At 68.8% G+C, this 26,752-nt stretch carries 18 protein-coding genes, 1 tRNA gene and 2 pseudogenes; 12 read left to right on the plus strand and 9 right to left on the minus strand.

The window, feature by feature from the left end:
* Window positions 1-108: 108 nt before the first annotated feature.
* The 5 genes and pseudogenes from ACFYXB_RS05285 to ACFYXB_RS05305 all read left to right on the plus strand — a co-directional run bounded on the left by ACFYXB_RS05285 (window position 109) and on the right by ACFYXB_RS05305 (window position 4,877).
* Complete coding sequence (locus ACFYXB_RS05285) at window positions 109-1,404, plus strand: FG-GAP repeat domain-containing protein (protein ID WP_389577917.1); 1,296 nt, start codon at window positions 109-111, stop codon at window positions 1,402-1,404.
* 56 nt (window positions 1,405-1,460) lie between these two features.
* On the plus strand, window positions 1,461-2,456 hold the full coding sequence (locus ACFYXB_RS05290) for a YIP1 family protein (protein ID WP_351355077.1): 996 nt from the start codon (window positions 1,461-1,463) through the stop codon (window positions 2,454-2,456).
* 891 nt (window positions 2,457-3,347) lie between these two features.
* Window positions 3,348-3,662: pseudogene (locus ACFYXB_RS05295) on the plus strand (ATP-binding protein); the annotation flags it as partial.
* A 299-nt stretch (window positions 3,663-3,961) separates the two neighbouring features.
* Complete coding sequence (locus tag ACFYXB_RS05300) at window positions 3,962-4,354, plus strand: hypothetical protein (protein ID WP_389577920.1); 393 nt, start codon at window positions 3,962-3,964, stop codon at window positions 4,352-4,354.
* Window positions 4,355-4,397: 43 nt separating this feature from the next.
* Window positions 4,398-4,877: an excalibur calcium-binding domain-containing protein gene (locus tag ACFYXB_RS05305; RefSeq protein ID WP_351355103.1), complete on the plus strand. Its 480-nt coding sequence runs from the start codon at window positions 4,398-4,400 to the stop codon at window positions 4,875-4,877.
* Between the two features lie 700 nt (window positions 4,878-5,577).
* On the opposite strand, the gene ACFYXB_RS05310 is transcribed toward ACFYXB_RS05305, so the two are convergent.
* Both ACFYXB_RS05310 and dcd read right to left on the minus strand, forming a co-directional pair.
* A complete protein-coding gene (locus ACFYXB_RS05310; protein WP_351355106.1) occupies window positions 5,578-6,096 on the minus strand; it encodes a phosphoribosyltransferase in 519 nt (172 codons plus the stop codon).
* Window positions 6,097-6,101: 5 nt separating this feature from the next.
* The gene (gene dcd / locus ACFYXB_RS05315; protein WP_389577924.1) at window positions 6,102-6,677 is read right to left on the minus strand and encodes a dCTP deaminase; all 576 of its coding nucleotides are present in this window, start codon (window positions 6,675-6,677) and stop codon (window positions 6,102-6,104) included.
* Between the two features lie 612 nt (window positions 6,678-7,289).
* Here dcd and ACFYXB_RS05320 point away from each other — a divergent pair.
* The 3 genes from ACFYXB_RS05320 (at window position 7,290) to ACFYXB_RS05330 (ending at window position 12,171) form a co-directional block, all read left to right on the plus strand.
* A tRNA-Gly gene (locus tag ACFYXB_RS05320) sits at window positions 7,290-7,360 on the plus strand.
* A gap of 809 nt (window positions 7,361-8,169) precedes the next feature.
* Window positions 8,170-11,283 carry an FG-GAP-like repeat-containing protein gene (locus tag ACFYXB_RS05325; protein WP_389577927.1) on the plus strand — a complete coding sequence of 1,038 codons (3,114 nt, stop codon included), beginning with the start codon at window positions 8,170-8,172 and terminating at the stop codon, window positions 11,281-11,283.
* A 396-nt stretch (window positions 11,284-11,679) separates the two neighbouring features.
* A complete protein-coding gene (locus ACFYXB_RS05330; protein WP_389577928.1) occupies window positions 11,680-12,171 on the plus strand; it encodes a GIY-YIG nuclease family protein in 492 nt (163 codons plus the stop codon).
* A 315-nt stretch (window positions 12,172-12,486) separates the two neighbouring features.
* Here the strand turns inward: ACFYXB_RS05330 and ACFYXB_RS05335 are convergent, their stop codons facing one another.
* The 3 genes and pseudogenes from ACFYXB_RS05335 to ACFYXB_RS05345 form a co-directional block, all read right to left on the minus strand.
* Window positions 12,487-12,696 carry a hypothetical protein gene (locus ACFYXB_RS05335; protein WP_389577931.1) on the minus strand — a complete coding sequence of 70 codons (210 nt, stop codon included), beginning with the start codon at window positions 12,694-12,696 and terminating at the stop codon, window positions 12,487-12,489.
* 376 nt (window positions 12,697-13,072) lie between these two features.
* Window positions 13,073-13,222 (minus strand): annotated as a pseudogene (locus ACFYXB_RS05340) (DUF2000 family protein); the annotation flags it as partial.
* A 529-nt stretch (window positions 13,223-13,751) separates the two neighbouring features.
* A complete protein-coding gene (locus tag ACFYXB_RS05345; RefSeq protein WP_389577933.1) occupies window positions 13,752-13,964 on the minus strand; it encodes a hypothetical protein in 213 nt (70 codons plus the stop codon).
* Window positions 13,965-14,801: 837 nt separating this feature from the next.
* On the opposite strand from ACFYXB_RS05345, the gene ACFYXB_RS05350 reads away from it, so the two are divergent.
* From ACFYXB_RS05350 to ACFYXB_RS05360, 3 genes are all read left to right on the plus strand, one after another.
* On the plus strand, window positions 14,802-14,936 hold the full coding sequence (locus ACFYXB_RS05350; protein ID WP_389577935.1) for a hypothetical protein: 135 nt from the start codon (window positions 14,802-14,804) through the stop codon (window positions 14,934-14,936).
* A gap of 417 nt (window positions 14,937-15,353) precedes the next feature.
* Window positions 15,354-18,470: an FG-GAP repeat domain-containing protein gene (locus ACFYXB_RS05355; RefSeq protein ID WP_389577937.1), complete on the plus strand. Its 3,117-nt coding sequence runs from the start codon at window positions 15,354-15,356 to the stop codon at window positions 18,468-18,470.
* A 191-nt stretch (window positions 18,471-18,661) separates the two neighbouring features.
* Window positions 18,662-18,850: a hypothetical protein gene (locus tag ACFYXB_RS05360; RefSeq protein WP_389577939.1), complete on the plus strand. Its 189-nt coding sequence runs from the start codon at window positions 18,662-18,664 to the stop codon at window positions 18,848-18,850.
* 797 nt (window positions 18,851-19,647) lie between these two features.
* Here the strand turns inward: ACFYXB_RS05360 and ACFYXB_RS05365 are convergent.
* Window positions 19,648-22,719, minus strand: coding sequence for an FG-GAP-like repeat-containing protein (locus ACFYXB_RS05365; protein WP_389577942.1), 3,072 nt, complete (start codon window positions 22,717-22,719; stop codon window positions 19,648-19,650).
* A gap of 906 nt (window positions 22,720-23,625) precedes the next feature.
* On the minus strand, window positions 23,626-24,549 hold the full coding sequence (locus tag ACFYXB_RS05370; RefSeq protein WP_389577944.1) for an NADP-dependent oxidoreductase: 924 nt from the start codon (window positions 24,547-24,549) through the stop codon (window positions 23,626-23,628).
* A gap of 298 nt (window positions 24,550-24,847) precedes the next feature.
* Here ACFYXB_RS05370 and ACFYXB_RS05375 point away from each other — a divergent pair, with 298 nt between their 5' ends.
* Complete coding sequence (locus ACFYXB_RS05375; protein ID WP_389577946.1) at window positions 24,848-25,087, plus strand: hypothetical protein; 240 nt, start codon at window positions 24,848-24,850, stop codon at window positions 25,085-25,087.
* Between the two features lie 210 nt (window positions 25,088-25,297).
* Here the strand turns inward: ACFYXB_RS05375 and ACFYXB_RS05380 are convergent, their stop codons facing one another.
* Together ACFYXB_RS05380 and ACFYXB_RS05385 are read right to left on the minus strand one after the other, a co-directional pair.
* Window positions 25,298-25,495, minus strand: coding sequence for a hypothetical protein (locus tag ACFYXB_RS05380; RefSeq protein ID WP_389577948.1), 198 nt, complete (start codon window positions 25,493-25,495; stop codon window positions 25,298-25,300).
* An 18-nt stretch (window positions 25,496-25,513) separates the two neighbouring features.
* The gene (locus tag ACFYXB_RS05385) at window positions 25,514-26,563 is read right to left on the minus strand and encodes an endonuclease/exonuclease/phosphatase family protein (RefSeq protein WP_389577951.1); all 1,050 of its coding nucleotides are present in this window, start codon (window positions 26,561-26,563) and stop codon (window positions 25,514-25,516) included.
* Between the last annotated feature and the right edge of the window lie 189 nt (window positions 26,564-26,752).

Consider the following 26,752-nt stretch of genomic DNA (forward strand, 5'->3'; position numbering starts at 1 on the left):
TGACCTACCACGCTGACCGTCACAGTCGGGAGGCCTCAGGGGTGTCCCCATCGCTCGAACACGTGCATCATTGCCGGGTCGTTGTCAACGGGGCTGACGAGGTGGACGGTGCGCGTGCGCGGGGGCGGGAGAGCCGGGACGGTCACCACGGTCGTCGTCTGCTTCGCGGCGCTGCTCCCCGCCTGCGGCCCGACCAACTCCGCCCCGGCCAGGCACGCGCCCGTGCACAAGGCCGACGCCCCCGCCCAACTCCCCGTCCCCCACGGCAACGGCAGCAAGGTCCCCGACGACTTCAACGGCGACGGCCACCGCGACCTCGTCCTCGACGAACTGGTGAAGGCGCAGAGCCACGCCGACGACGCGGGCATCGGGATCGTGTACGGCAGCGCGCACGGACTGCGGCCCGGCGCACGGCAGTTGATCAGCCCGGCCAAGCAGGGGGCCCGGACGAAGGGCCAACTCCCCGCCCTCTTCGACGCGGAGGCGAGCTGCGACCTGGACGGCGACGGCTTCACCGACCTGGTCGTCTCGACGGACCCGCCGTACGACGGCCAGGGCCGGCCCCCGGTGCCGTTGCAGGTCCTCTTCGGCTCCCCCGGCGGCCTGACCGGCAGGGCGGTCATCCTCGCGATTCCGGCCCGCGCGCGCTTCGGCAACGACTGGCCGGACCAGCCGGTGTGCGGCGACTTCGACGGGGACGGCCGGGCGGACCTGGTCGTGCACGCCTCGGCGGGTCATCTCTCGTATCTCCGGGGCCCGTTCAGCCGTACGGGCGCCCCACACGCGGCCGGTTCCGCGATCCCGGCCCCCGGCGAGGTGCCGACCGGCCCGGCCGCCGACGTCGACGCGGACGGCTACGACGACCTCGTGGTCCGTACGGCGGAGGGCGGCGCCAAGTCCGCGGTGGTCCTCGGCGGCCAGGACGGCCCCACCCGCACCGGCACCGTCCTGCCCACCGGCATCGACGTGGCGCTGGGCCGCTTCGGCCGGGGCAAGGCCCTGGACGCGGCGGTCGGCGCCATGGGCGGCACGGCCCTCCGCTACGACCTCCCGACCCCCACCCTGGCCACCCTCGCCTCCCCCGGCTCCATGCTCGACGCCGCCGACTTCGACGGCGACGGCCACGACGAGCTGATCTCCAGCGGTTCCCGACTGCGGATCTTCCGCTCCGGGGCGTCGGGCCTCGCGGCGGACCGCGTGATCGTCGTCGAGCCCCCGGCCCAGGGCACGACCCGCGTCCTGACCACCGGCGACTTCGACGGGGACGGCCGGGCGGATCTGGCCGTACGCACCTACCGGGGTGAGACGAAGGACACGGTCGCCGTGTACCGGGGGACGAGAACGGGCCTGGTCGAGCCGAAACCGGCGGTCGTCTTCTCCAGCTCGGAGTTCCTGGCGCGATGAGGCCCTGACCTCCTCCTGGGTGAGCCCCTGGCCCCCTCCTGGTCGTCCCCTAGGGGATGTCACAGCTCGGCCGCAAAGCCGCCCCCGAAGCGCCCGGTCCGGCACGTCACTCTGTGGGACCAGGTACGTTCGATTACGTGGCTGGATTCAGGAACGGACGCGGCGGCCGGGACAACCGCGCCCCGCACTCGCGACCGCAACACCCCCCGTACGGACAGCAGGCGCCGCAGGGACCGTCGTACGGCGGTCCCCAGGCGCCGCAGCCGTACCCGCAGGCGTACCCGCAGCAGCGGCCGCAGTACGGCGGCGGCCACCCGAGACAGGGCCAGGGCAGCGGCGAGCCGGAGTACTTCGGCAACGGTTACGGCGACCCCGGGTATCCGCAGGGCGGCGCCCCGGACCCGTACGCGGCCAACAACCCGGGCCACACCCAGGCGTTCTCGATCAACGAGGACCCGTACCAGCAGGGCGGGACCTACCGCGCGGGCTCGGCCCCGGCCGGCCCGATCGGACCGCGTCTGCACTGGAAGGACCTGCTGCGGGGCATCGTCTTCGCCCCCAAGCAGACCTTCCTCCAGATGCGCGACTACACGATGTGGGGCCCGGCCCTCATCGTGACCTTCCTCTACGGCCTCCTGGCCGTCTTCGGCTTCGACGGGCCCCGCCGGGACGCGATCGACGCCACCCTCTCGAACGCGATACCCATCGTCCTGACGACGGCGGTGGCGATGGTGCTCAGCGCCTTCATCCTGGGCGTGGTCACCCACACCCTGGCCCGCCAGCTCGGCGGTGACGGCGCCTGGCAGCCCACGGTCGGCCTGTCCATGCTGATCACGTCCATCACGGACGCGCCCCGCCTGGTCGTCGCGATGTTCTTCGGCGGCGACGCGGGCTTCGTACAGCTGCTCGGCTGGGCCACCTGGGTCGCGGCGGGCGCGCTGCTCACCCTGATGGTCAGCCGCTCGCACGACCTGCCGTGGCCGAAGGCACTGGGCGCGTCGGCGATCCAGCTGATCGCCCTGCTGTCGATCGTGAAGCTGGGTACGTTCTAGCAGGTCACAAGCTCCGGAAGGCCCCTCGGCGGAAGTGCCGGGGGGCCTTCGCGTATCTGACGCCTTCCCAGGGCCCGCGCGAGGCGCGGCCGGCAGCGGGATGGAGGCCGGCTACTGGACGTCCACGAAGTCGCCGGTCCGCGAGGTCTATCGAGTTCTGTTCATGACCAAGTCGATCGACGGCTGGAGGCAAGTCCCCAACCCTCGCGGTTAGCGTGCCCCTCGCGTGCCCGATCGACCGGGGACTAACGGGGAACCGCGGTGACTGTTGGAGAGGGCAAACGAGAACGGCCCCTGACCGACTTGTCTGGTCAGGGGCCGTTCTCACTGTTCATCGCGCGGAGGCGGTGGGATTTGAACCCACGGTGACATCGCTGCCACGACGGTTTTCTACTTCGTGTCCACGTAAGGGCACTGGCTCAGCCGGCCCCGCCTGTCTCTGGGCAACCTCAACCCGCATCTCTCGCAGTGAGAACCGTCCCTCCGTATGTCTCGCGACGGAGGCGTCTTAGCTCTACCTCTTGGACGCTCTACGGGATACGACACGGCCTGGCCCCCCTGTTCTGCCTTCCGGCGAAACTGCACCCACAAGCGCTGAGGCTGACGCAGCATCAGTAACTGGGCATGTGTACCCAGTGCGGCAGGGAGATGAGCGCCGCGTAAGGGAACGGTGCAAACCACGGCGCGCAGGACCGGGCGATGGACGACGCGGGCAGGGGCCTGGCGGTGCGGCACTCGCGGCTGCCTTGACCCGTGTCGGCCTCAAGCCGCAAAGATACAGAAGGGCTATACAAGATCTATACGAGATCTCCATAATTGTGGGGCTTGGAGCTGAGGTTGCTGTCCGCCCAGGTAGGCCACCGTCCAGTGCGATCGAGGAACTGCGAACGTATGACTCACTCTGCATCACTCACGGCCAGCTGGCAGTACGACGTGTCTGTCACCGACAGCACACGCCTGCCGCCGGATGCCGGGTACGCAAAGGCACTGACGAATCAGGGTTACGGCTTCGAGGTTGCCGTGGCCGACCTCGTCGACAACTCGATCGACGCTGGTGCGGACTCGGTGGTGGTGCACTTCCTACGCGACGCCGACCGCATTGTGTCGCTACTCGTCCTCGACAACGGCCAGGGCATGGACGACGCGGGCCTGGACAACGCTATGACTGTTGGTCGCCGTCGTGACTACGGGGGGGCACGCACTGGCATTGAGGACGAGATCGTTCGGCACATCGAGGAGTGGCGCGACTCGGTCCAGGTCGGCGAGTCCGTCGCGATCTTCGAGTTGCTGGACTTCAGCAGCAGCGTCTACCCGGGCAAGCACGACCCGCCTGCGGATGCCGTCATGGACTACGTATTCTCGGCGCGTGTCGAGGGCGTCGAGGGCATCTCAGACGTCATGCCTAAGCGCGCTGCGCGGACCGCCTGAAGGAAAGCAGCCTGCCCCTGCCTGTAGTTGGGGACTCGGGGTCGAACCGGGGGGCAGGCACCGCGCGCACCCATCCAATGCGCGCTTCACCAAGCACCACTCATCCCAGGGGGGATACCAGTGAGGTCAACAAGCATGCCGTCACGGCCGTCTCGGCGGTCGCGGTCCTCGGCGTGCTCACCGCGTGCGGCAGCGCGGACAAGGGCGGCAGCGTGAAGCCGTCGAAGGAGGCTGCGACTCCGTCCGCCAAGTCGAGCGCCCCGGCGCAGCCGTCGCCGGCCGAGCAGATCAAGGCGTGCACCGATGCCATAGCCGCCGGGAAGGACGAGGGGGACGGCGCACCGGAGTGCACGGACCTGTCGCCGGACGACTATTTCAAGGCCCTTCAGGCGGCGAACAAGCAGGTCCAGGACGCGTTTCAGAAGCAGACAGACGAGGCCGCGTCCAAGGCTGCCAACGGCTCTAACTGACGACAACCAGCACATCTCTCATCTCTGCATCCCAGGGGGGATCATGTCCTACAACCCGTACACTCCTCAGCCCCAGCCTCCCCAGAACACGCCCGACGTGCGCCCGCTTTACAAGCGCAAGCGCATATGGTTCGGCGCCTTCACCGCCTTCACGCTCGGCGCGCTCGTCGTCTCGGCCGGAGGCAGCGACACCACCACGGTGGCCGCGCCGACCGTCCGCGTCACCACCACGGCCACGGCGACCGTCACCGCCAGCCCGGAGCCGAAGGCCACGGTCACCAAGACCGCCAAGCCCAAGCCCGCCCCCACGGTCACCGTCACCAAGACCGCGCGCGCCGCCAGCAGCGGTTCTGGCGGGACCTCGGGGGGCAGCAGCAGCTCCGGTGGAACCTCGGGGGGCGGGAGCGTCTACTACGAGAACTGCGCGGCGGCCAGAGCGGCCGGAGCTGCGCCCGTCTACCGGGGTGACCCCGGCTACGCGGCCCACCTCGACCGCGATGGTGACGGAGTAGGTTGCGAGTAGTGGTCTGACTTAAGGCCCCTGCCCTGAAGGGCAGGGCCGGATACCCGAGGGCCTTCACGGCGCCGGCCGAGGGCGCGGGCGATGTCCGACTGGGGGCGCACATCTGGCCCGCCAATTCGATTCCCGGCAACCCAACGACACTGATCTCGGTCGTGGTCTCACTTCTGGTCTCATTCGCACAGGTACCGCCCCGTCCGGGTGAGTGCCAGCAGCAGTGAAGATCCAGGGCAACGAGTACACATAAACGCAGGTGAACGGCTCCGTACGGCCCCCCGATGGACACAAGCACACTTGGAAAGCGTATTGGGCACAAGTCACGGCTCCGGCCGCGTCTGCTCACGGAGGATAAGGGGGGTGGGGATCCACGGCCTGCAACATAGTCCCGAGGTAACTCCCGGGGCCCTTTGTGCCCCCCTTGACCGCGGACCTCGAAGGTTCTCTGACCGGTCTCACTCCACCAGACAAGCTTGCAAGCGACACTGACAACGGCCTGGCACGAGGCTGCGGCACAGCAATGAGGTACAGCACAGCAACCCCAGCAACCGGCAACGCCCGACAGCAGCCCTCATGGCCCTCTCGGCAGCCTCTATGCCCCCCAATGACCGATCTCTGTAGAGCTACGGATCAGAAGGTTGCCGTGCCCCACGCGTGCCCGATCGAGCGGGAAACCGGGGGGAACACCGGGCAGTCACGGTGGAGGTCAGAGCGCTTCCTTTGATGGCGTGATCGGCTCGCCCGACTTACGTACTACAGGCAAAACACTCCATGGGAAGTTGATCCAGTCGTCGGTCCTCTTCCACACGTACTCGCACTTCACGAGGGAGTGGGACTTCTCATAGATCACGGCGGAGCGGACCTCGGCGACGTGGTCGAGGCAGAAGTCGTGCACGAGCTTGAGCGTCTTGCCGGTGTCGGCGACGTCGTCCGTGATCAGGACCTTCTTGTCGGAGAAGTCGATGACGTTGGGGACGGGCGCGAGCATGACCGGCATTTCGAGGGTGGTGCCGACGCCGGTGTAGAACTCCACGTTCACGAGGTGGAGGTTCTTGCAGTCGAGGGCGTAGGCGAGCCCGCCGCCGACGAAGACACCGCCGCGGGCGATGCTGAGCACCAGGTCGGGTATGTACCCGTCGTCGGCGATGACCTGCGCGAGCTCACGGACGGCGAGCCCGAAGCGTTCGTAGGTGAGGTTCTCCCGTACGTCGCTCACGTCACTCATATCCGTCACACCTGGGTCCGATGGAAGTTGAGGTAGGACCGGGAGGCGGTGGGCCCGCGCTGCCCCTGGTACCGGGAGCCGTACCGCTCGCTGCCGTACGGGAACTCGGCCGGCGAGGAGAGCCGGAACAGGCACAGCTGGCCGATCTTCATGCCCGGCCAGAGCTTGATCGGCAGGGTGGCAAGGTTGGACAGCTCGAGCGTGACGTGCCCGGAGAAGCCGGGGTCGATGAACCCGGCGGTGGAGTGAGTGACGAGCCCGAGCCGCCCGAGGGAACTCTTCCCCTCGAGCCGCGAGGCAAGATCGTCAGGAAGGGAGATGACCTCGTACGTCGAGGCCAGCACGAACTCTCCGGGGTGCAGAATGAACGGCTCGTCGCCCTCGGGCTCCACCAGCCGCGTCAGATCGGTCTGCTCGATGGAGGGGTCGATGTGCGGGTACCGGTGATTCTCGAAAACCCGGAAGTAACGGTCCAGCCGAACATCGACGCTCGACGGCTGCACCATGGATTCGTCATACGGATCGATCCGCACCCGCCCGGCGTCGATCTCGGCCCGGATGTCCTTGTCTGAGAGAAGCACGTCCCGAGGATACGCAAGGCGCGCGGAGCCGCGACAATCGCGACGGCTCCGCGCGCGGGTGACGGCGTGGCGGGCCGCGAACCGGGCCGCCGTGAGCCGGCGGAGGTCCGCCCTACGGCCGCCACCCCGGCCGACGGACCGGCCACTCCCTACGTGCTGTGGTGGTGCTACCCCTGCTTCTCGAGAGCGACGGGTACGACGCTGCGAAGCCGGGCACACCGTGGACATCGGACGAGCCGACCGGGGCCGAGCCGCTCGGCCTGCTGCATCGGGAACGAAGCGGTGCTGAACACGTGCCCATCGGCACAACGGACGACGGTGCGTTCCATCAAGTCCCTTAAGTCCCTTCCCCAAGAGCCGGGTCTGGCCAACTGCCGTGACGACAAAAGCCACATTACGGGATCAAAGAGACGACTCTCCAGGCGGCACTCCGGCCTCACCCAGACCCTCTCCCACGCCTCCACCGTACGCCCCAACTCCCGCCGCCCGCAGCGGAATCCCGTCCCCGTCCCTCCCTTGAAACGCACTCAGACCCCACGGCATCAGCACCGGGGGTCTGCGATGAGGTAGAGTGAGCGAACGTTCGGACCCCGATTCCGGTCGGCGTCTTACGCGGGTGTAGTTTAATGGTAGAACATCAGCTTCCCAAGCTGAGAGCGCGAGTTCGATTCTCGTCACCCGCTCTTATCGAAGCCCAGGTCAGCGACCTGGGGCTTGTGCATTGGTGGGGATTCTCCATCGGTTTCGGCCCGCCGAGTGAAGGAAGATCGGGCACACAGAGGGCATGAGTGCTTGGCAGGTGCGGTGCACGCATCACTCCCGTTGTCGAGACACGTCGCTGACCTGCGAATTCGTGGCGTCGGCCGCGGCCTTCCCGTAGGAGAGCCCTCAGCCTGCCGTTCCACGGCGAGGCTGAATGGCGTTCTCGTGCGCCTCGAAGGCGACGGCCACCCAAGTCGCCGCAGGCGGACGGAGCTTGGGCACTGGGGAGCTCGCGTCACAGTGGCAGGTCCTTCGGGCAACACCCGCAATACCTTGTGCCGGCCCAACGGCCGTACGGCACGGAAGTCGCCTCGGTCAGGGTCCGATGCGCCGTAGCGGGGCTTCCGCCCTGCGCTGCGCCACCGTCGCGCGGAGCGGCATCGCGGAGCGGCATGCCCGCAGACGGTAAGCCACGGCTGCCGGTCATGAACATGCTGTTAGGCTGCCCGTCACGCGCGTGGGGGGGGAGCGGCCGGGGGGCCGGGGGAAATGCCAGGGCGTTGCCGTACGTCCCGCCATGCCTTCTTCTTGCCTTTCAGGAGGAACGGTGGCCCGACTCGGCCGACCCAGGCACAGACCGACTTTTGGTTCACGCTCAGCACGCCTCGGCCCGCCGGCGGCACGTGCCGCGGCCGTCCTGGCGACGGCGCTGACTCTCAGCCTCCCGCTCGCCGCCGTTCCGTCCTCGGCGGCAGCCGCGCCGCAGTCGGCCGCCGCGGCAGGAGAGTTCGTGCTGCCCGCCGCCCCGCGTGCCGTCCCCAGGGCCACGCAGATCCTCAACGCGGGGACCAGCGGCTTCCTTTGGGCCCAGGAAGGCGACGACCGGCTCCTGTGGACGGACTACGCCACCGGCACCACGACCGCACTGGAGCAGCGGCTGGACGTCCCGGTGCAGTACGACATCGACAGCGGCTACTTCCGTGAGGCCGCGTCCTTCCAGCCCGGCTACTACGGGGACGGTTCCGACACCGTAGCCCTCTACTCGGAGGAGGACTCGCAGGTCACCCTCCTCCAGGGCGCGGGCACCTCGGGCGGCACCACCGTGGTGCCGGTGCCCGAGTACCACACCTACCAGGGCACCTTCGGCAACACCGTCCTCACCAGCACCAGCGGCGTCAACGGAAACCCGAACGCCTACCAGCTGTGGCGCGTCCAGGACGGCGGCGCGGTCGCACAGACGCCCGTAACCGGGCTGCCGGACGGCGCGTCCAACGTGGTGGTCGAGGACGGCGACGCGCGGTCCGTAATCCTCCGCTACAAAACCGGCGACAGCGAGGAAGGCTGGAGCCACTGGGGCATCGTCGACCTCGCCAGCGGCGCGTTCAGCACGCTGCCCGACCGGGTCAACCCGGAGGACGGCTGGGAGGTGACCGGCTTCCGGCTGAGCGCCGACTCGGTGCTGCGGCTACGAAGCGGGCGCAGCAAGGCGGACGTGTACGACCGCGACGACCTGTCCGCCGCGCCCCGTACCTTCGATACGGGCTCACTGACCTACCAGGCCGCGTACGGGATCGTCGGCGACAAGTTGCTCGGCGTCGAACCGGTGTCGCCCGGCGACAACAAGTACCGGGGCCAGCCGCTGTGGGCCCTCACGTCCGACGGCACGGACACCGACCTGACCAAGGTCATGGACCCGGCCGCCCACCAGATTGTCCAGGCGCCGGACGGCTCTGTCCTCGTGGCGGGCGCCGAGCAGTACGTCGAGCGGGGCGACCTCGACTGGGGCGTGTACCGGATCGCCCGGGCCGCCGACGGCGCGGTCACCCGCAGCCGCCTGGCCGCCGTGCAGCCGATGCCCGCGCAGATCAACGGCCTCTCGCTCGGCAGCGGCATCCTCACCACGGCCGACAACAGCACGTTGTACGAGCCCAACACGATTCTCGGCGCCTACCGCAGCACCTGGCTCACCACGAGCGGCACCCCGAGCGTCGCCAAGACCACCGTGGACGGGCTGGTCAACGGGTCGGACGGCGACTGCGCCGCCGGCGCCACCCGCTGCATCCCGATGTTCGCCGACGGCACCGGCCACCACGGCCGCCGCGACGCCACCGAGTCCGGCCTGACCATGCTGCGCACCAACGGCTCCACCACCTGGGGCCCGGCCCTCGACACGGGCGACGACAGCCCGGAACTCAAGGATCTCTCCGGGCGGTACGCGGTCGTCGACGGCGCCTCCTCCGGCGATCAGTACATCGGCGAGTTCCCCGACAGTTCGGCGGGCAAGGTCCTGCAGAAGCGCGACCGCGTCGCCGCGGCCGTCTGGGGCAACACCCTGTGGAGCGGCGCGGCCACGGGAGGCAAGGTCACGGCCACCCGGCTCCCGTCCGGCACTGCCGTAGAGTCCTTCACCACCCGCAACGGCTGCACTCCGTCCAGCCTCCAGGCTGTGGGCCGCTGGGTGTACTGGGCCTGTGTGGACAACTCGGGCGTGCAGGGCTCGGGCGTCTACGACCGTACGGCCAAGCGCACCGCCACCGCCCCGGCCAGCAGGGTTCTCCTCGGAGACGGCTACCTTGTCCAACACGTCGGCGGCACCAACTCGGACAGCGGGCTGACGCTCGTCGACCTGCATGGCGGTCTGCCGTCCAGCGGGTCCTATACCGATCTGCCGAGCCGCAAGCTCGTCAACTGGACCGAACTCGGCCGGTACGGAACCGGGGTCAGCGGGATACGCACCAGCTGGACCGCGGACCGCTTCGGCGGCGGTGTCGCCTATGCCGACGACGAGCAGCGCGTCCACCTCGTGCCGACAGGCGTTCCGGCATCCGCACTGTCGGCCATCGACTCCACGGTCACGTCCGGGGCCGCGAGCTGGTCCGGCACCTGGTGGCTGTCGAAGCCCGCCGCCTCCTGGAAGGTGACCGTCCGCCACAAGGTGTCCGGCGCCACCGTGCGTACCGTGTCCGGCTCCGCCGCCCGGGGTCTGCTGACGGCCGCCTGGGACGGCAAGGACTCCGCGGGCCGCCTCGTCACCAACGGCACCTATACCTGGACGCTCACCGCCCAGCCCGCCGATGGCCAGGGCGCCGCCCTCAGCCTCTCCGGCGACGTCAAGGTGACGGCCGGAGCGGCGGCACCGCGCGACTATGCGGGCAACGACGGCGTCGGCGACGTCCTCACCCTCAACTCCTCCGGCACCCTCACCATCCAGCGCGGCACCGGCACGGGCACGCTGGGCAGCAAGGTCTCCGGCGTTGGCTGGCCGACCACCGCGAGGTTCTTGCCGCTCGGCGACCTCAGCGGTGACCGGTGCAACGACGTCCTGGTCCGGCTGAGCAGCGGCGCCCTCCGCGCCTACCGCCCCGCTTGCGGCAAGGCGGCGACGCCCTCGACGCCGTACACCTCACTCGGAACCTCGGGCTGGGGCCAGTACGACGTGCTGACCTCGCCGGGTGACGTGAGCGGTGACGGCCGCCCGGACCTGATCGCCCGCAACGCCTCGACCGGCACGGTCTACCTGTACAAGGGCACCAGCACGGGCAAGCTGTCGGCGCGCGTGAAGCTGTACGACAACTGGAAGACGTACAAGAAGGTCGTCGGGGCCGGTGACCTGAACGGCGACGGCATCGGCGACCTCCTCGCCCAGGACAAGTCGAACAACCTGTACCGGTACGACGGCACCGGCAGGGGCACTTTCAAGGCCCGCGTGAAGGTGTTCTCGAACTGGGGCGCTTCCTACAACGCGGTCGTCGGAGTCGGAGACATCACCGGCGACGGCAAGACGGACCTCGTCTCGCGCGACACCAGCGGCAACCTGTACCGCAACAGTGGTGACGGCAAGGGGTCGTTCGGCGGTCGTACGAAGATCGCGACGGGCTGGCAGGGGTACAAGGCTGTCGTATAAGGAACATCGACCTCGTGGCGCCCGCTGCCGGGCCCAAGTCTCTCGGCCTGGGCCCGGCAGTTCGCCGCTAAGCGAACTGCCGGGCCTCCGCTTGCGGGGCAGGTTCCCCCGACGTCGTGCCCTCGGCGTGCCCTTCAGAGCGGACAATCACGGTCACCAGCGGTGCGATTCCACGACTCAGAAATGTGCCACAGGATCCGTATGCCCAGGTCAAACGCCGCCTGCCCGCGCAAGCGCCGTCGCTTCCCAAGCTGATGTCACGCTGCTGCGCAGGCCAAGCAATGTTCTGTCATTGTCGACCAGTAGCCTGCGGCGGTCAGCCGTGGCACGTCTGGAGGCTTCGTGGAAGCTATCGCTCTCGTCAGTCCCGGTCGGTTGTGGTCGGCGCAGGAGGTCTTGGCGCGTCCGAGCCCTGTTCCGGCGGGGGCAGGAGTCTACGGGTGGCACTTCGAGCAGCCGCCCCACCCGGACCTGGACGCCGGACGCCTGCTCTACGTCGGCATAGCCCCGCGGTACATGGCGAGCCGACCCAGCACACAGAACCTGCGCAAGCGGGTGCGCAACCACTACCGAGGAAACGCGGCCGGCTCGACGCTGCGGTTCACCCTCGGTTGCCTGCTCGGACTTGAGCTGCGCCGCGTGGGCAGCGGTAAGAAGATGACCTTCGGCAAGGCCGGCGAAGCCACCCTGAGCCAGTGGATGGCGGACAACGCGCGAGTGTGCTGGATCGAGCAGAACGAACCGTGGACCGTGGAGTCACAGCTCATCTCCCAACTCGACCTCCCGCTGAACCTCGACCAGAACCGCCACAACGCCTTCCACACCCGGTTGAAGGAGCTGCGGGCCCAAGCACGCCAGCGAGCCCGCGAGTTGCCCATCAGTTCGTAGGCCGTCGGACGGGCCGAAGGGCCATTGTCTGGGCCGTCCCTGGGCCGTCCGAGGTCGCTCGACAGTGGCCAAGGACGACCAACGACGACGACCGGGCGCACGAGCCCACTGCTCCTGAGCAGCGAAGACGCAGGTCATCAAGATCCCCGGCAAGACCCAGGGCAAGAAGAAGCAACCCCTAACGATCAATCCCCCTACCAGCGAAGACCCGCGGGTAGGGGGATTGTTGCTGTGGTCGCCGGTCGCCGGTCGGCGGTCAGGCTGCCGGTCAAGCCATCAGCGATCACACGATCAGGAGGTCCCGCGATCTGGCGATCAGAAGGAGGCAGTGACGCCGACCTGGTGGTACTGGCCGACGGTGCCCAGGACCTCGTCCTTGACCGCGCCGAACTGAGCCACGAGGTCCGAGCTGCTGATCGCCGTGGGGCCGGCTGCGATGCCGACCTGCGGGCTCAGGCCGCCGGAGACGGTGTCGAGCTCGGCGTCGGAGATTTCGAGGGTCTGAACCTGGGGAGCGGAGTTCATGATGAAACTGCCCTTCGTATGGATGTTCCACAAGGGGGAGCGGCCAAGGTGGGGACAGACGGTGGGCCGCGACCGCAGGCGCGCCATCCGTTTCCGGACGCCTTGGCGCGATCCCGGCGGCGCGAAGGATCAAATCACGGAGCGGGCCCGGCATCCAGTCGGTCGCTGCTCCCAGCAGGGAAGTTGAACCAGTCCCCTACTCATCCGTGCATGCATGCACACGAATTGGGGGCAGCTTCTCTACATGTAGCGCCGCACAGGAAACCGACAGCTATTGCCACGGCAGCTCCGACTAGGACAACTCCGCACCAACAGAACGCACCCGTGCCGCAGTTGCGCATTCGCTGTGCAGATTCAGTTGCAGATCCAGTCGCGTATGCCTCCGCGCGCCCTTCAGTACCATGTCCACCGCGCTCCGCGGCCCGTACACCGCCAGCCCCACCAGGTCCAGTTCCTCCGTCAGCACGGCCCGGACGACGGCGCGGTTGTCGCGGTCGTTGCCGTTCGCGAAGAGGTCGCAGGTGAACTTGAGCAGTAGGGCGGGTCGGCACACCTATGCCAGCCTCCACCGGCCGCATTGAGGCGGGTGGCAGGAGATAGGGGATTCATCTACCCGTCGCGTGAATGCGTGTTGGGGGTGTTCCGCGGAACCGTCCGTCCCCGATCCATCCCGGCAACACCTCACCAGCCGCTGAAGTCGGCAGGCGGCGCGGCGACGGTGAGTGCACCGATGGTGGCCGATTCGTGACGCTGGCAAGTAGCCTCCTTCACAGGGGTGTTGGCCTCGCAACCATCTCTCGTCACCCGTGACACTCCAGTCCCACGGTCCGCTGAAGGTAGTGACCCCCGGCGGGGTCAGGTGCCTGCACTCCGGGGGGAGGCTCGCGGGCGCCGTCATGCAGGGGCAGGCTCGGTTCCCCCCGTGCCGGGTCTGCCCCTACTCGAAGGACCGGCCTGGGCGCACCACGTGGCAGTGGCGCCCAGGCCTCTTCGCGATCACATGTCACCGAGGACCTGCCTGTGGGCGGCTCCGGGCTTCGCGGGGCGCGTTGAATTCAGCGCTTCCACACCTCCGGGCCGCCCCCGTGCCACTCGATCACGTCCGACTCGGCGACGTCCAACGCGTCCACGTCGTCCAGTCCGGCGTGGCGTAGCAGCACAGCGAGGTCCATCAGACTGTAGGCGGTGCCGAGGATCTGATCACCGAAGCGCACGCGGCGGCTGCCCGTCACCAACGGCGGGTAGACGATCACGCGGCGCTGCGCCATGGTCCCAGGGTGGCTTCAGACGGCCAGCTCCGTTAGCGGCCGAGCCTCAGCTTTCGCATCGCCCATGTGCGCCGGCCACGGCCGGACCACGCTTCCCTGAGACGCTCGGATCGGCGGGAGCACCAGCAGTGGCACGCATCGATAACTACGCAGCGCTCATGTCCAATGACTCTATGCCATGCCTCTGGCACGCTCACGGTGCGAACCGTCCCTCGCCGAGCGGAGGTCTCTCATGAGGAAGCTTGCTGTTTCGATATCAGTCCTGACGCTGGCACTGGGCGTAACTGTGTCGACCGTGGCGTCCAACGCCTCGACATCGACCACGGCCGGGCCCAAGGTCGGCGTGCTGCACCCGGTGCATGCCGACTGGGGCGGTCCGACGTGGCTTGGTCCGACGTGGGCCGGTCCCGGTGCCGTGTTGGCCGGAGCCGAGGGGACCGACTGGGCCGGTCCGGGGGCCGTATCGGTCGGAGCCGAGCAGATGACCTAAGCGCAAGTACTCAGCTCCGCCCGAGTACATCAGCCACGGGCACATCGAGTACGACAAGACTGGGCCCAGGTTGGCTGCCCAGCAGATGAGGGAGCCAGGCGGCCTCGCTGCGGCCAGAGCAGTCCTGTCGAATGCATGTCGAAGTCGGCATGCAAGGCTCCGCAGACCGTACGACTGACCAGGTCAGCGGCCTACTGCGGGCAAACCAGAAGTGCGCCTTCTAAGCGCTGGGTCGCTCGGAACGTGCCATTGCCGGCCCGCAGGTCAGGCTGGACGGCACAGCTCTCGTCGCCCGTGTACCGTCCGAGGCCGAGGAATGGGTCTGCAACCACACGGACGCCCACGAGTTGGACCTGATCTACACGCATGCGGCAGATCCCGGCTCGGCGGACCTCGGACTCATCGTGCGCGCCCAACAGGCTGGAGACATCGTCCTCACCCGGCCCCTCTTCCTCATCCGCGAGTGGGCACAGCGCAGTTAGGACTGCATCCCCGGGTCCGAATGGTCAACGTTCTGACGCGCATGAGGCGACCGCACCACAACCGCACCAGATCGAGCGGGGAGCAGCGGGGAACCACGGTGAAGGCGGCCCACCCCGAAGAGGCCACAGTCCGACCGTTTGCCCAGGTCAGCTCCCGAACGAGCCCCAAACGTCCGCAGCTTCCCAAGCTGAGAGCGCGAGTTCGATTCTCGTCACCCGCTCCAGAGAGAAACCCCAGGTCGGTGGCCTGGGGTTCGTTTTTGTAAGCGTGATCAAGTGGCAGCCTGCCTGTACCGGGGTGGCCTGCCCATCCCCTCTCACCTGCGTGAGCATCCCCCTCCCTAACCTTTACCATCCCTTGGTAAGATCTGGCCACTTGTGCGAGGGCACGGACCCTCGTAGGGGAGGGAACATCACGTGGGCAGACACGCCCTGAGACGGGGCGGTCTGGCCGCCGCCGTCTCCTCGCTCGCGGTCGCCGTCGTGGCCGCGTCCGTCGTCGTCCTGTCGGAGGGCGGCGGCTCCGCGGAAGCGGCCGAGGCCGACACCACCGCGATCACACTGGTCGACCCCAGCTCCACCACACCACGCACCGACCGCCCGTACGTCGCGGGCGACACCGGCTTCCTGCACCGGCAGACCGGCAGGACCGGACTGTTGTGGACCGACTACGCGACCGGCAGGACCGTCACCGTCGAGAACGCCGACGGCGTCTACACCCCGGGCACCGGCTGCACGTACATCGGCTCCGAGTGCCGTAACGCCTGGTACGGCTCGGACAGCGACCTGGTCGCTCTGCCGACCACGGCCAACGACGCGTACGCCACCCTGTGGGATCCGGCGACGGCCACCTCCAAGAAGGTGAGCTGGAACGGCTCCATCCAATACGGCCAGGGCTACTACCGGGCCCTTGCCGGCGACACGATCGTCACCACCCACTCCCTGATCGACAAGGTCGACGGGGAGTCGCGCACCCGCAAGGTCACCGGTGACGCGACGAGCGTGGGGAGCGAGGACGTCCTCGCCTCGGACTCCGCCGGTGTGCTCTGGTCGGTCGACAGCGGCAGGATCGGCTACATCGACGTCGCCTCGGCCGTGAACACCTATGCGTTCACCAACGCCACCTACGCCTCGCACTACGTGATGAGCGAGGACCGCATCGGCTGGTACCAGGCCGGAACCGCCGAGCTGCACCTGAAGTCCCGCACCGACCTCACCGCTGCCGAGCAGGTCGTCACGCTGCCCACCAACCCGGGCACGCTCGACGGCGACCCGGTCCTGGTCGGCGACTGGCTGCTGCTGCCGCTGTCCTCCAGCTCGCTCGGCTCCCAGCTGCTCGCGGTCGACGTCAACGATCCCTCGGTGCAGCAGACCCTGCTGGCAAGCGCCGGCGAGTACACGCTGGAGGCGGGTGACGGCAGTGCGCTGGTCACCGGCGGCACCGACGCCACCGACTGGTGGGTGCGGCGGGTGAGCCAGGCCGAGGACGGCACGCTGAAGCTGGAGAAGGTCCAGCAGGCCCCGGCGGTGGAGAACGCGAAGACGGGCATCGCGCTCAGCCGCGGCAGCCTGCGTGTCGCCGAGGACGACCCGAACGCCACCGCGGACACCACGTCCGTGCGCACCCTCACCACGAAAGGCGCTGCCACGCTGACAGCGTCCGAGGCCACGGCGAGCGGCTCGATCTACGCCGCCCTCTGCCCGTACGAGGGCACCACGTGCTCGGCGCTGTGGGGGAACCTCGACGCCCGGGACGTCTACCTCGACGCGAACGGCGGCACCGACGAGGGCGAGGGCCTCGGCGATGACCGGCTGGTGGAAATCGGTGGTCACTATCTGGACTTCGGCAGCCAGGGCGGCCGAATCGTCGACGTCTCCGACGACTACGCCGTCTTCAACTCCGGCGGCACCAACCCGGCGCAGTACGTCGGCGAGTTCGGCCAGGGCCAGAAGCTGAAGCGGTCCGTGCGCGCCGCCGCCCTGAACGGCTCCACCCTGTGGAGCGCCACCACCGTCGGCAAGCTGACCTCGTACAGCATCCCGCAGGAGAAGACGCTCACCACGGTGACCGTCCCGGGCCTGGCCTGCGTGCCGACCGAACTCCAGGCGGCGGGACGCTGGGTGTACTGGGCCTGCGGGACGGACTCGGCGGGCGTGTACGACACCAAGGCCGGTACGTCGACGGCGGTCACCCCCGGCGACCTGCTTCTCGGCGACGGCTTCACCGTCCGCCACGACCATGGCGCGGGCACGCTGGTCCTCACCGAGGCGGCCACCGGCACCACGCGCACGATCGCCTCCGACCTGGCCGACAAGGGCCTGACCGTGGACCGCCGTTACCGCTGGACGGTCGACGAGTACACCGGCCTGGTCGCCTGGTTCGACGACTACGAGCGCACCCACGTCACCACCACGGGCATCGCCCCGTCCGCCGTGACGGCCTTCGAGACGTCGGTCGGCGACTACGTGGCCCCGGGGGTGTCCTTCCAGGGCACCTGGGTGCTGTCCCGCCCGGTCACCTCCTGGTCGCTCACCTTCACCTCGGTCCAGAGCGGCGCGAACGGCAAGGCCACCCGCACTCTCACCGGCGGCGCGACCCCGGACCGGGTGACGGCGACCTGGAACGGCAAGACGGCGAGCGGAAGTTATTTCCCCAACGGCCACTTCACCTGGACCCTGAAGGCGACCGGCCTCGGCACCGCCACGCCGAACACGGTGACCAGCGGCAAGGGCTACCTGCAGCGCGGAGCCGCGGTGCGCCGCGACTTCGTCAGCCCCGAGGGCCCGGACGGCCGCGGCGACCTGCTCACCCTGAACTCCTCGGGCGGGCTGACCTTCCACAGCGGCACGGGGACGGGCAAGTTCGGCGACAAGTACACGGGCACCGGCTGGCCCACGACCATCATGGCGATCCCCTTCGGCGACCTCAGCGGCGACCGCTGTAACGACGTCCTCGTCCGCTACAGCAGCGGCGCGCTGCGGCTGTACAAGCCGGGCTGCGGGGCGGCGGTCAAGCCGTCGACGTCGTACACGACCCTCGCGACCAGCGGCTGGACGCAGTACAACGCGCTCACCTCGCCCGGCGACGTGAGCGGTGACGGACGCCCGGACCTGATCGCGAGGAACTCGTCCACCGGAGCGGTCTACCTCTACAAGGGGACGAGCGACGGCAAGCTCGCCTCCCGCGTCAAGCTCTACGACAACTGGAAGGGCTACAAGAAGATCGTCGGCACCGGTGACATCACCGGCGACGGCAAGGCCGACCTCCTGGCCCAGGACACGTCCAACAACCTCTACCGCTACAACGGCAAGGGCGACGGCACGTTCGCGGCCCGCGTCAAGGTGCTGTCGAACTGGGGCGGCTCGTACAACGCGGTCGTCGGGGTCGGCGACATCACTGACGATGGCAGGCCGGACCTGGTCTCCCGCGACACCAGTGGCAAGGTGTGGCGCAACAGCGGGGACGGAAAGGGCTCGTTCGGTCCGCGGGCGCAGATCGCGAGCGGCTGGAGCGGCTACAAGGTCCTTTCTTAGGCGGTGAGTTCGGTCTTCCAAGGCGCCCGGGGACTTGATGTCACCGGGCGCCTTTGCACTTCCCGAGTTATACCGGCGCACAGTTGATGCTCCTGGGGTGTCGGGGCTCCTGGGCAGATGGGGCGCTTCCGCGTTCGTCGTCGTCAGTCTGGTCGGGGGGGACGCTGCTGCCGGTCGTCCCCGCGGCCGCCGTGCACGGGGCGGTCCCCGGCGACTTCAACGGCGACGGCTACCGCAATGCGGTCCTGCGCACGCCCTGCACGAACGCGTCCGGCAAGGAGGCCGCGGGCGCCGTCGTCGTCCTGTACGGCTCGGCTTCCGGCCACCAGCCGCAAGACCATCACACGGAACACCCTCCGGGATCCCGGGCGCGTCGTTGATCTTCGGGTGGATCACCTCGACCAGCACGACGGCTGAGGGAAGCCGGCCCATCCCAAGACGGGTGGCGCTGAGAGCGCGGGTTCGATTCTCGTCACCCGCTCCATGGAGAAGGCCCAGGTCAGAGACCCGGGCCTTTTTGCTGTCCACGGTGATCAGTTGTCGCGTGCCAGATTCGTGCCGGAATGTTGATCGTCTGGATCAATAGCGTCCCTTGTGGCATGGCGATAGCTTCCTGGCGTGCAGGGTGGCCCGCCGTGCCGGGCGCGGCTGCGACGTCCCACTGCCGCTCGTCGTCGAAGTGCTGGTAGATCAGCGTGACCTTCTTCGAAGACTGGCCGGAGGAAGCACCGTGTCCTGGAGACGGCACGAGTCCTGCGCCGCTTCCCGCAGGTCGGGCCCGCTCCGGCAGCTGATGGACTCCCGGAGCGGGACTCGATACACGCGAAGCGGTTGTCGGACGCTGGTCTCCCAGTGGTACTGCGCGGGCTTGTGGCGGACCGCGCCGGCCGGCGACCGCGTCACGGACCTCGGTCTTGGACGGCGTACGCCCCGACCCATCGAAGGTGCGGGAGAACAGAGGCTCGTCCGCTGAGGCAGAGGGGCCGGGCAGCGAAGTCGTCCTCACCGCCCTGGTGCGCTGACGACTGCCGGCGACGACGTGGGCTGGGCCGCAGGTGCCACGCATGCCGTCGCAGCACCGTCGGCCGAGTTGCATTGGGGCTTTCCTGCGCGGCTGTCGTCCGGAGCCGGGGCGTAGTCGGCGTGGAACGCCCCGGCGCCGTCGCGGGCCAGGCCGTCAGAACACGCCCTTGTACGCCTGCCACCCCGAGGCGATCTTCGCGCGGGGCCCGAACGCCCCTGCGCCGTTCCCGTTGTTGCGCCACAGGTTGCCCGCGGTGTCGCGGGAGACGATGTCCGCCCTGCCGTCGCCGGTGATGTCCCCGACGCCCACGACGACGTTGTACGACGAGCCCCAACGGGAGGCCAGCTTCACGCGGGACTTGAAGCCGCCGGAGCCGTTGCCGTCGTAGCGCCAGAGAGTGTTGGAGCGGTCCTGGGCCAGGAGGTCGCCGCGGCCGTCGCCGGTGATGTCGCCGACGCCCACGATCTTCTTGTAGCCCGACCAGTTCGCCGCGATCCGGACCCGCGCCGACAGCTTCCCCGTGCTCGTGCCCTTGTACAGGAACAGCTCTCCCGTCGACGCCTTGCGCGCGATCAGATCGGGACGCCCGTCGCCCGTGATGTCCCCCGGCGAGGTCAGCACGTTGTACTGGTTCCAGCCGGTGCCGAGCGAGGTGTGCGGGGTGCTCGTGACGAACGCCTGTCCGCGCATGGTCCGGTACACCCGCAGTTCGCCGCTGGCGAACCGGACGAGGATGTCGTTGCGGCGGTCGCCGTTGACGTCGCCGAACGGGACCATCGTCACGGAGGAGGGCCAGCCCGAGGCCGTCATGCTCTTGCCGAAGGCGCCCGTCCCGTCGCCCGGCCGGTAGCCGACGACGCCGGACGAGGTGAGGGTCAGGGCGTCGCCGATTCCGTCGGGCGCCCAGGTGCCGCCGTTGGTGAAGTCGTGGCGTACGGCAGCTCCGGTGGACACCTTCACCGTCCGGGTCACCGTCAGCGCCGCTCCGGACGCGTCGGCCGGCGGGGCCGTCAGCTTGAAGGTATACGTGCCGTTGGGGACGAGCGCGCCCTTGGTGTCGAGCATGTCCCACCGTGTGGTCAGGGTGCCGTCCACCGCTTCGCCCGAGAGCGTACGGACCACGGCGCCGGTGGCCTTGCTGGTGAGGGTCGCCTTCCAGGAGGCGGCGGGCTTGGAGAGCAGTCCGCGCCACTGCCACCACGGGCTGCCGGCCGGGCTGCTCTCGTCCCACGCGTTGTCGGTCGCGTCGGACTCGACGACGGCGAGCCGCCCGGTGGCAACCCCGCTGGGCACGAGATGGATCCGCCGGTCCGCGTCGACGTAGGCCGCGGGCCCGCCGAACTTGTCCACAGTCCAGGTCACCCCGCGCAGACTGGAGGTGCCCGCCGCGAGGTCGCCGATCTTGCGGGTGGTCGCGGTGCCGCCGGCGAAGGCGGTGAGCAGGAGCGCCCCGGCCGAGGTGTCGTGCCGGACGAGGTAGCCGTCGCCGAGCAGCGCCTGGCCGGACGGGACGGGGATGTTCTTCTTCGCCGTACGGTCCCAGACGCCGGCCGTCGCGGTGGGGCCGCAGGACCAGTAGATCCAACGGCCCACCACCTGCAGTTCCTTGGGGATGCACGGGGCGCCGGTGCTCACAGTGTCGGTGGTCTTGCCGGTCTTCAGGTCCTTCGCGGTGACGACACCGGTACCGGAACCCGGCGTCCACAGACTGGTCCCCCAGACCGAGGCGGCCGTGACGGAGCGGGTGACGACGGGTTTGAGGTCGGTGTAGACCCCGAGGTCGCCGACGTACTGCTTGGCGGGGGAGGAGCCGTTGACGATCGCGTAGCGGCCGGTGATGTCGAGGACGGTTCCGGCGGCCGAGGGCAGGTAGAAGCCCGCCTGGCTGTCAAGGGACTCGACGTACGACCCGTTGCCGTTGGGGTCGGGCTCGGCGGTGAACGTCACCACCTGTCCGTCGCCGGTGGCGTAGGGGCCCGCCCCGCGGCCGTCCCAGGTCTGCCAGGCCGGCGCGCTCGGCGTGCCGTCGGCGGCGATCTGCCGAGTGTAGTAGGCGCCTATGAACCTGCTGTCGGCCTCGTCTGTGGCCAGCATGCCGTTCTGCAGCGACAGCCGGTCGATCTTCGCGGCCGTCGGCGGTACGGCGGTCAGCTCCGCCAGCGTCGGGGTGTCCGCCCCCGTGTCGGTGACCCTGCGTACCGCCCAGTGCCCGGCGTCGGTGCCGCCGACGGCCAGCAGACTGCCGTCCGGTGCTGTGACGAGGGAACTGTTCGCGTGCCGGAGCAGGGTGAGCGGGTCACCGCCCGTGAGCGGGACGGCCATCAGCCGCTCGCCGGACATGTCGACCAGGTCGCTCGGGTCCGACGGCACGGAACGGGCCACCACCAGCCAGCGCCCGACGATGCCCAGGGAGGGGGTGCCCTCCGTGCCGGGCAGTGTCACCGTCGTCTCGGCTGCGGAGAGGTCGGCGCGGTCCAGGACGTGTGCCGTCCTGCTGTCGGACCTCCAGACCAGCAGGTCCGCGCTCAGCGCGACGGCCGTCGGAGAGAGGGGCACGGACACATCGCCGGTCACTCGCGCGGTGGCCAGATCCACCAGCGCCAGGTGTCGCTCGCCATTTCCCAGCGCGTAGCTGATGACGGCGGTGCCGCTGTCGCCGCCCAGAACGGTGAAGTTGGTCGTGATTCCGGTCGGCCATCCGCCGACGAGGGTGCCATCGGCGGGAGCACCGTCGCCGTACAGCCACAGCACGCGGTTGCCGCCGGTGTCCCGGGCCTGGGTCAGCACATGGGTGCCGAAGGTGGCCCAGTACGTGCCGTGGGTGAGAGCGATGTCCGTGGCGGTACCGGCGGACAGGTCCCTGAGGACGACCTTCTGGGTGGACGAGGCCACATCGGCCACGACGTCGGACGACGACCCGAGGTACGCGGGGAGTTCGAGTCGGGCCAGGTCGCCCAGTTCGGTCGTCGTACCGGTGTCGTACGACGTCCACAGGTAGCCGGAACGACCCTCCTGGGCATGCAGATAGCCACTGGGGCCGGCACTGTAGATCCGGTCCCCGCGCGGTATGTAGCGGTCAGCCTGGAAGACCTTCTCCGTGGCGAAGGCGGTGCTCCCGACACCGTTGTCCGCGTCGGCCGTGACGGCCAGCGGGCCGGGACCGGCGGTCACGGCGAGAACTGCCAACGCGGCGACGACGCCACGGGTGGTGGTACGACGGGCCATCGTCGCCTCCTGGACCTCTCAACAGAAAAGGCGTGACGGGACGGCGGCGGCCGATCAGGCGCGCGTCGATGGTGCTGTGAAATGTCCAGCCCCCAACTGCCCCCCGTGCACAGCGGCATGAGAGTAGCAGCACGCGCAGGCTCATCAGGAGTACGGGGAAGGAGGCCGCGGAGTGGCCCACAGCGCCGTGGCGACCAGGGTGTGATCGGCGCCGAATCCTCCCCGGCGTCCGCCTGGGCGGCAGGACAGAAGGACGTCACGCCGTGTGGCGTGCTTGGCGGCCTCCCGCACCGGCTCGCGGTGGCCATTGCGTGCCTCCACCAGTGAGGTTCCGCGGCGACGCCCGCACCCAACAGCGTCGCCAGACGAGGCATGCACTGTGCTGTATGCCTGCGCTCCCGTTCAGCAACCCATCGACGCTGTCGGCGTCCACGGGGATGCGCGCTGCCTGGCGAGCCGAGCGGAGCACCGCGCGGGCCGCCCTGTTCATCTCCCCGTCCGTCGGCGTCCCCGAGGCCAGGACCGGGAAAGGACTGCACGCTCGCGAAGGCTCGCCGAGTTGTACGTCCGCACCGGCCGAACCAGGCGTACACCCCCGTTCGCGTACGCGCTCCGCCTGCTGTTCCTGCGAGCCGTGCCCACAGCGTGCCCATAAGGGCGGACAACCACGGTCAACAGCGGCGCGATCAGGCTGGTGCAGCGCCCCAGACGCAACGAATCCACGCAGGTCAGAAGCCCTACAGCCACGCAAGCGCCATCGCTTCCCAAGCTGAGAGCGCGAGTTCGATTCTCGTCACCCGCTCCATGTGAAACCCCCGGGTCGACGACCCGGGGGTTCTTTGTTGTGATGGATACCTGGCTCGAGGACCGGTCGTCCGGCAGCGTGCCGGCTGCTCCGGGGGAGGGTCAGCCCGCCTCGAGTACGATCTTGCCGCGGGTCCGTCCGCTCTTGTTGAGACGCAATGCCTCGGCAGCGTCGGCCAGCGGCAGGGCTTGCTGAACGTGGACACTGAGCTTGCCGGCGTCGGCGAGTCGGGCGAGTTCGGCAAGGTCCGTGCTGTCGGGCCGGGCCCACACATGGTGTCCGCCGCGCTGGGTGACTTCAGCGTCGACGATCGACGCGACGCGGGAGCGGTCCTTCAGCAGCTCCTGGGAGACGGCGACCGCGTCACCGCCCACGTAGTCCACTGCTGCGTCGATTCCTTCCGGGGCCAACTGCCGGACCCGGTCGGCCAAGCCCTCGCCGTAGGTGACCGGCTCGGCGCCCAACGAGCGCAGAAAGTCGTGATTGCGTTCGCTGGCCGTGCCGATCACCCGGGCTCCCTGGGCCACCGCGATCTGCACGGCGAATGTCCCGACACCGCCGGACGCCGCATGGACCAGGACCGTGTCGCGCGCCGCGACCCTCACCCGGGTCAGTGACTGCAAGGCGGTGAGCCCTGTCAGCGGGACGCCGGCCGCCTCCTGCCAGCTCAGCGACGCAGGTTTGCGCGCGAGGGTACGCACGGGCGCGGCGACCAGCTCCGCGTATGTGCCGTGCTGTACCTCATCCTTGCGGACGTAGCCGAAGACTTCGTCACCGACCGAGAACTCAGGGACATCCAGGCCGACCGCCTCGACGACGCCCGCGACATCCCAGCCCGGCACGAGAGGGAAGTGGACGTACATGATCGGGTCCAGGTACCCGGCGACGATCTTCCAGTCGACCGGGTTGACCCCGACGGCCTTCACTCGCACGAGCACCGAGTCGGGACCAACCTTGGGGTCGTCGACCTCGGCCAGCTCCAGGGTCTCCGGGCCGCCATAGCGATTTGCGACCATTGCACGCATAGCAGACACCATATGCCTTGAGTCTCCACATGCCTTGAGGCTCCACCACCCCGAGGCGCCACCACGACACGAACGTCATCGGCAACACCACCGATCGACCGGAGTCCGGCGGCTTCGTGTTCTCCAAGGTGACGACGATGACCGGCGAACCTGCCAGACGCTGTGGAGGTGCGCACATCGGCATGTCATGTCCGGTGGCGCAGGGCAAACCGGCCCGGAGAGCCAGTGGACCGCGACCACGCCGGGGCGAGATCGAACTCAAGCCGCGCGGGCGCGGCTGTCGGCGCGGGGGAACCCAGTGAAGAGTTCGGCAGTTGTGGTGTGCAGCGCGGTCGGGCTGAACGTCGCCGTAGCGGTCGCTCTCCTTGCCGCGCAGATGCGGCTTTACGCGGTGCTGGGACAGATGTCGTACGGAGAGGCCGTGCTGGCGGCCGAAATGTGGGTGGGCAACCTCTGGGGGTGGCTGCTCGCCGCGTTCGCGGGCGCGGGCGTCCTCACCGGCGGGTATGTCCTTACCGGCCACGGCGGTCTGCAGTAACGCGGCCTCCGGGGCCAGGGCGCGCGGGCCGAGCACAGCCGGTCCAACACGCCCCACCACCCCGACCCGTCTGCACGTAGAAAGTGTCTTCCTCCAGCGACGACAGAACCGCTCGACAAAGTTCATCGTCCCAGTTCAGGAAGGTACCTTCGCGTTTCTACCCCTTCATTGGCCACACCCCGACTGAAACGGCGAGGCTAATCCGTGTGGCTAGTCGTCCGACTGGTCGATCTCGGACTGTTGAGACTCGGTGACGGACTGGTCTCCATCGCTGACAAGTTGGACGAGGTCGCGCACGGCGTTGGTGTTGCCAGCCTCGGCGGCACGCCCATACCACACACGGGCCTGCTCCACCTCTCCCTGCTCGTGCAGCAGCCGACCGGGGCCCGTGTGGCGGCCATGGCTCATTTCTGCGCCGCCGATCGGCTACTGGAGGCGCAGCCGTACCACCAGTCCGGCGTGATCGGACGGCCACAGGCCCGTGGGAGTCCGGTCCTTCACCTTGTCTCCGACCAGGTGGGCGGAGACAGCCGAAAGGTGTGCGGGCTGGTAGAAGACGTAGTCGATGCGCGCGCTGAGTTTGGACGGCAGGTTGCGCAGATCGGGGTCCTGAATGGCGGTGAATCCGTCCCCGGGGCCGTGGGTGGTCTGCCAGGCGTCGTCGTAGCCACCGTTGGTGAACGTGCCGTACGGTCCGGTCGCGTCGGTGGGCAGGGCGTTGAAGTCGCCAAGAGCGGTGACGGGATACGGCGACTGTGCCAGCGCGGCGTGCAGCTCCTGCCCCTGGGCGTTTCGAATGGGCGGCACCCCTGGCTGCAGGTGTGTGGTGGCCACCCGCACCCGTGCCTGCTTGCCCTTGCCCTTGCCCTTGAGGGCGACGTCCACCGCGGACCAGCCCCTCGGGAAGGTGAAGGTGACTCCGAACGGGGTGGTGAAGGAGAACTTCGCGGCATAGAGGTGCGACTGCGCGTTCGTCACCGGGAGACCATCTTGTACCAGGATCACATCCCGGTTCGTGAAACTCACGCGTTCTTTGGCGCTGATCGGCAGGGTGATGGTGCCGGTGGTGTCGACCGCGGCTGCTCGGTAGTGGAGACCGGCGCTGCGCAGCTCGCGGAGCAGGATGTCCAGGAAGTCGTAAGTGGTGTGGAGGCGACCGTCCAGCGGGCCCTTCTTCCACAGGGCCACCTCCTGCAGGCCGATGACCTCGGGGCGGTCGTTCCTGAGCAGGCGCGAGATGGCCCGGGCGCGGGACGGGAAGTCGGTGGCGACCACCTGGCCGTAGGCGATCCCGGCTCGCGTGACGAGCTCCTGCGGAGTCTGTGCAAGGGCCAGAGGCCCGAGGTCGGCGCCCAGATAGATGTTGTACGTGGCGACCTTGAGCTGCTGCGTGTCGGCCTGAGCCGGCGCGGCCAGGCCCAGTGCCGCGGCAACCAGCCCCACGGCGGCCAGAAGTGCCGCCCATCTGCGTGCCATTCGCTTCTCCTCTCACCGTCCGGGTCAGATCACGCCGTCAGGAGCCTCACGCCATCCCGGATCCACTCACACTGTCCCGAACTATCCAATAACGTCCCGTACGCGCATGATTACGCAGACGTCAGTGCGAGAGCCCGTCGGTGGGACAGGCGCCGCTCGAGATCACTCGTCTTCGTGACGGCAACAGCA

Origin of the sequence: Streptomyces sp. NPDC002619 (genome assembly GCF_042889305.1) — a bacterium.
Classification (GTDB): domain Bacteria; phylum Actinomycetota; class Actinomycetes; order Streptomycetales; family Streptomycetaceae; genus Streptomyces.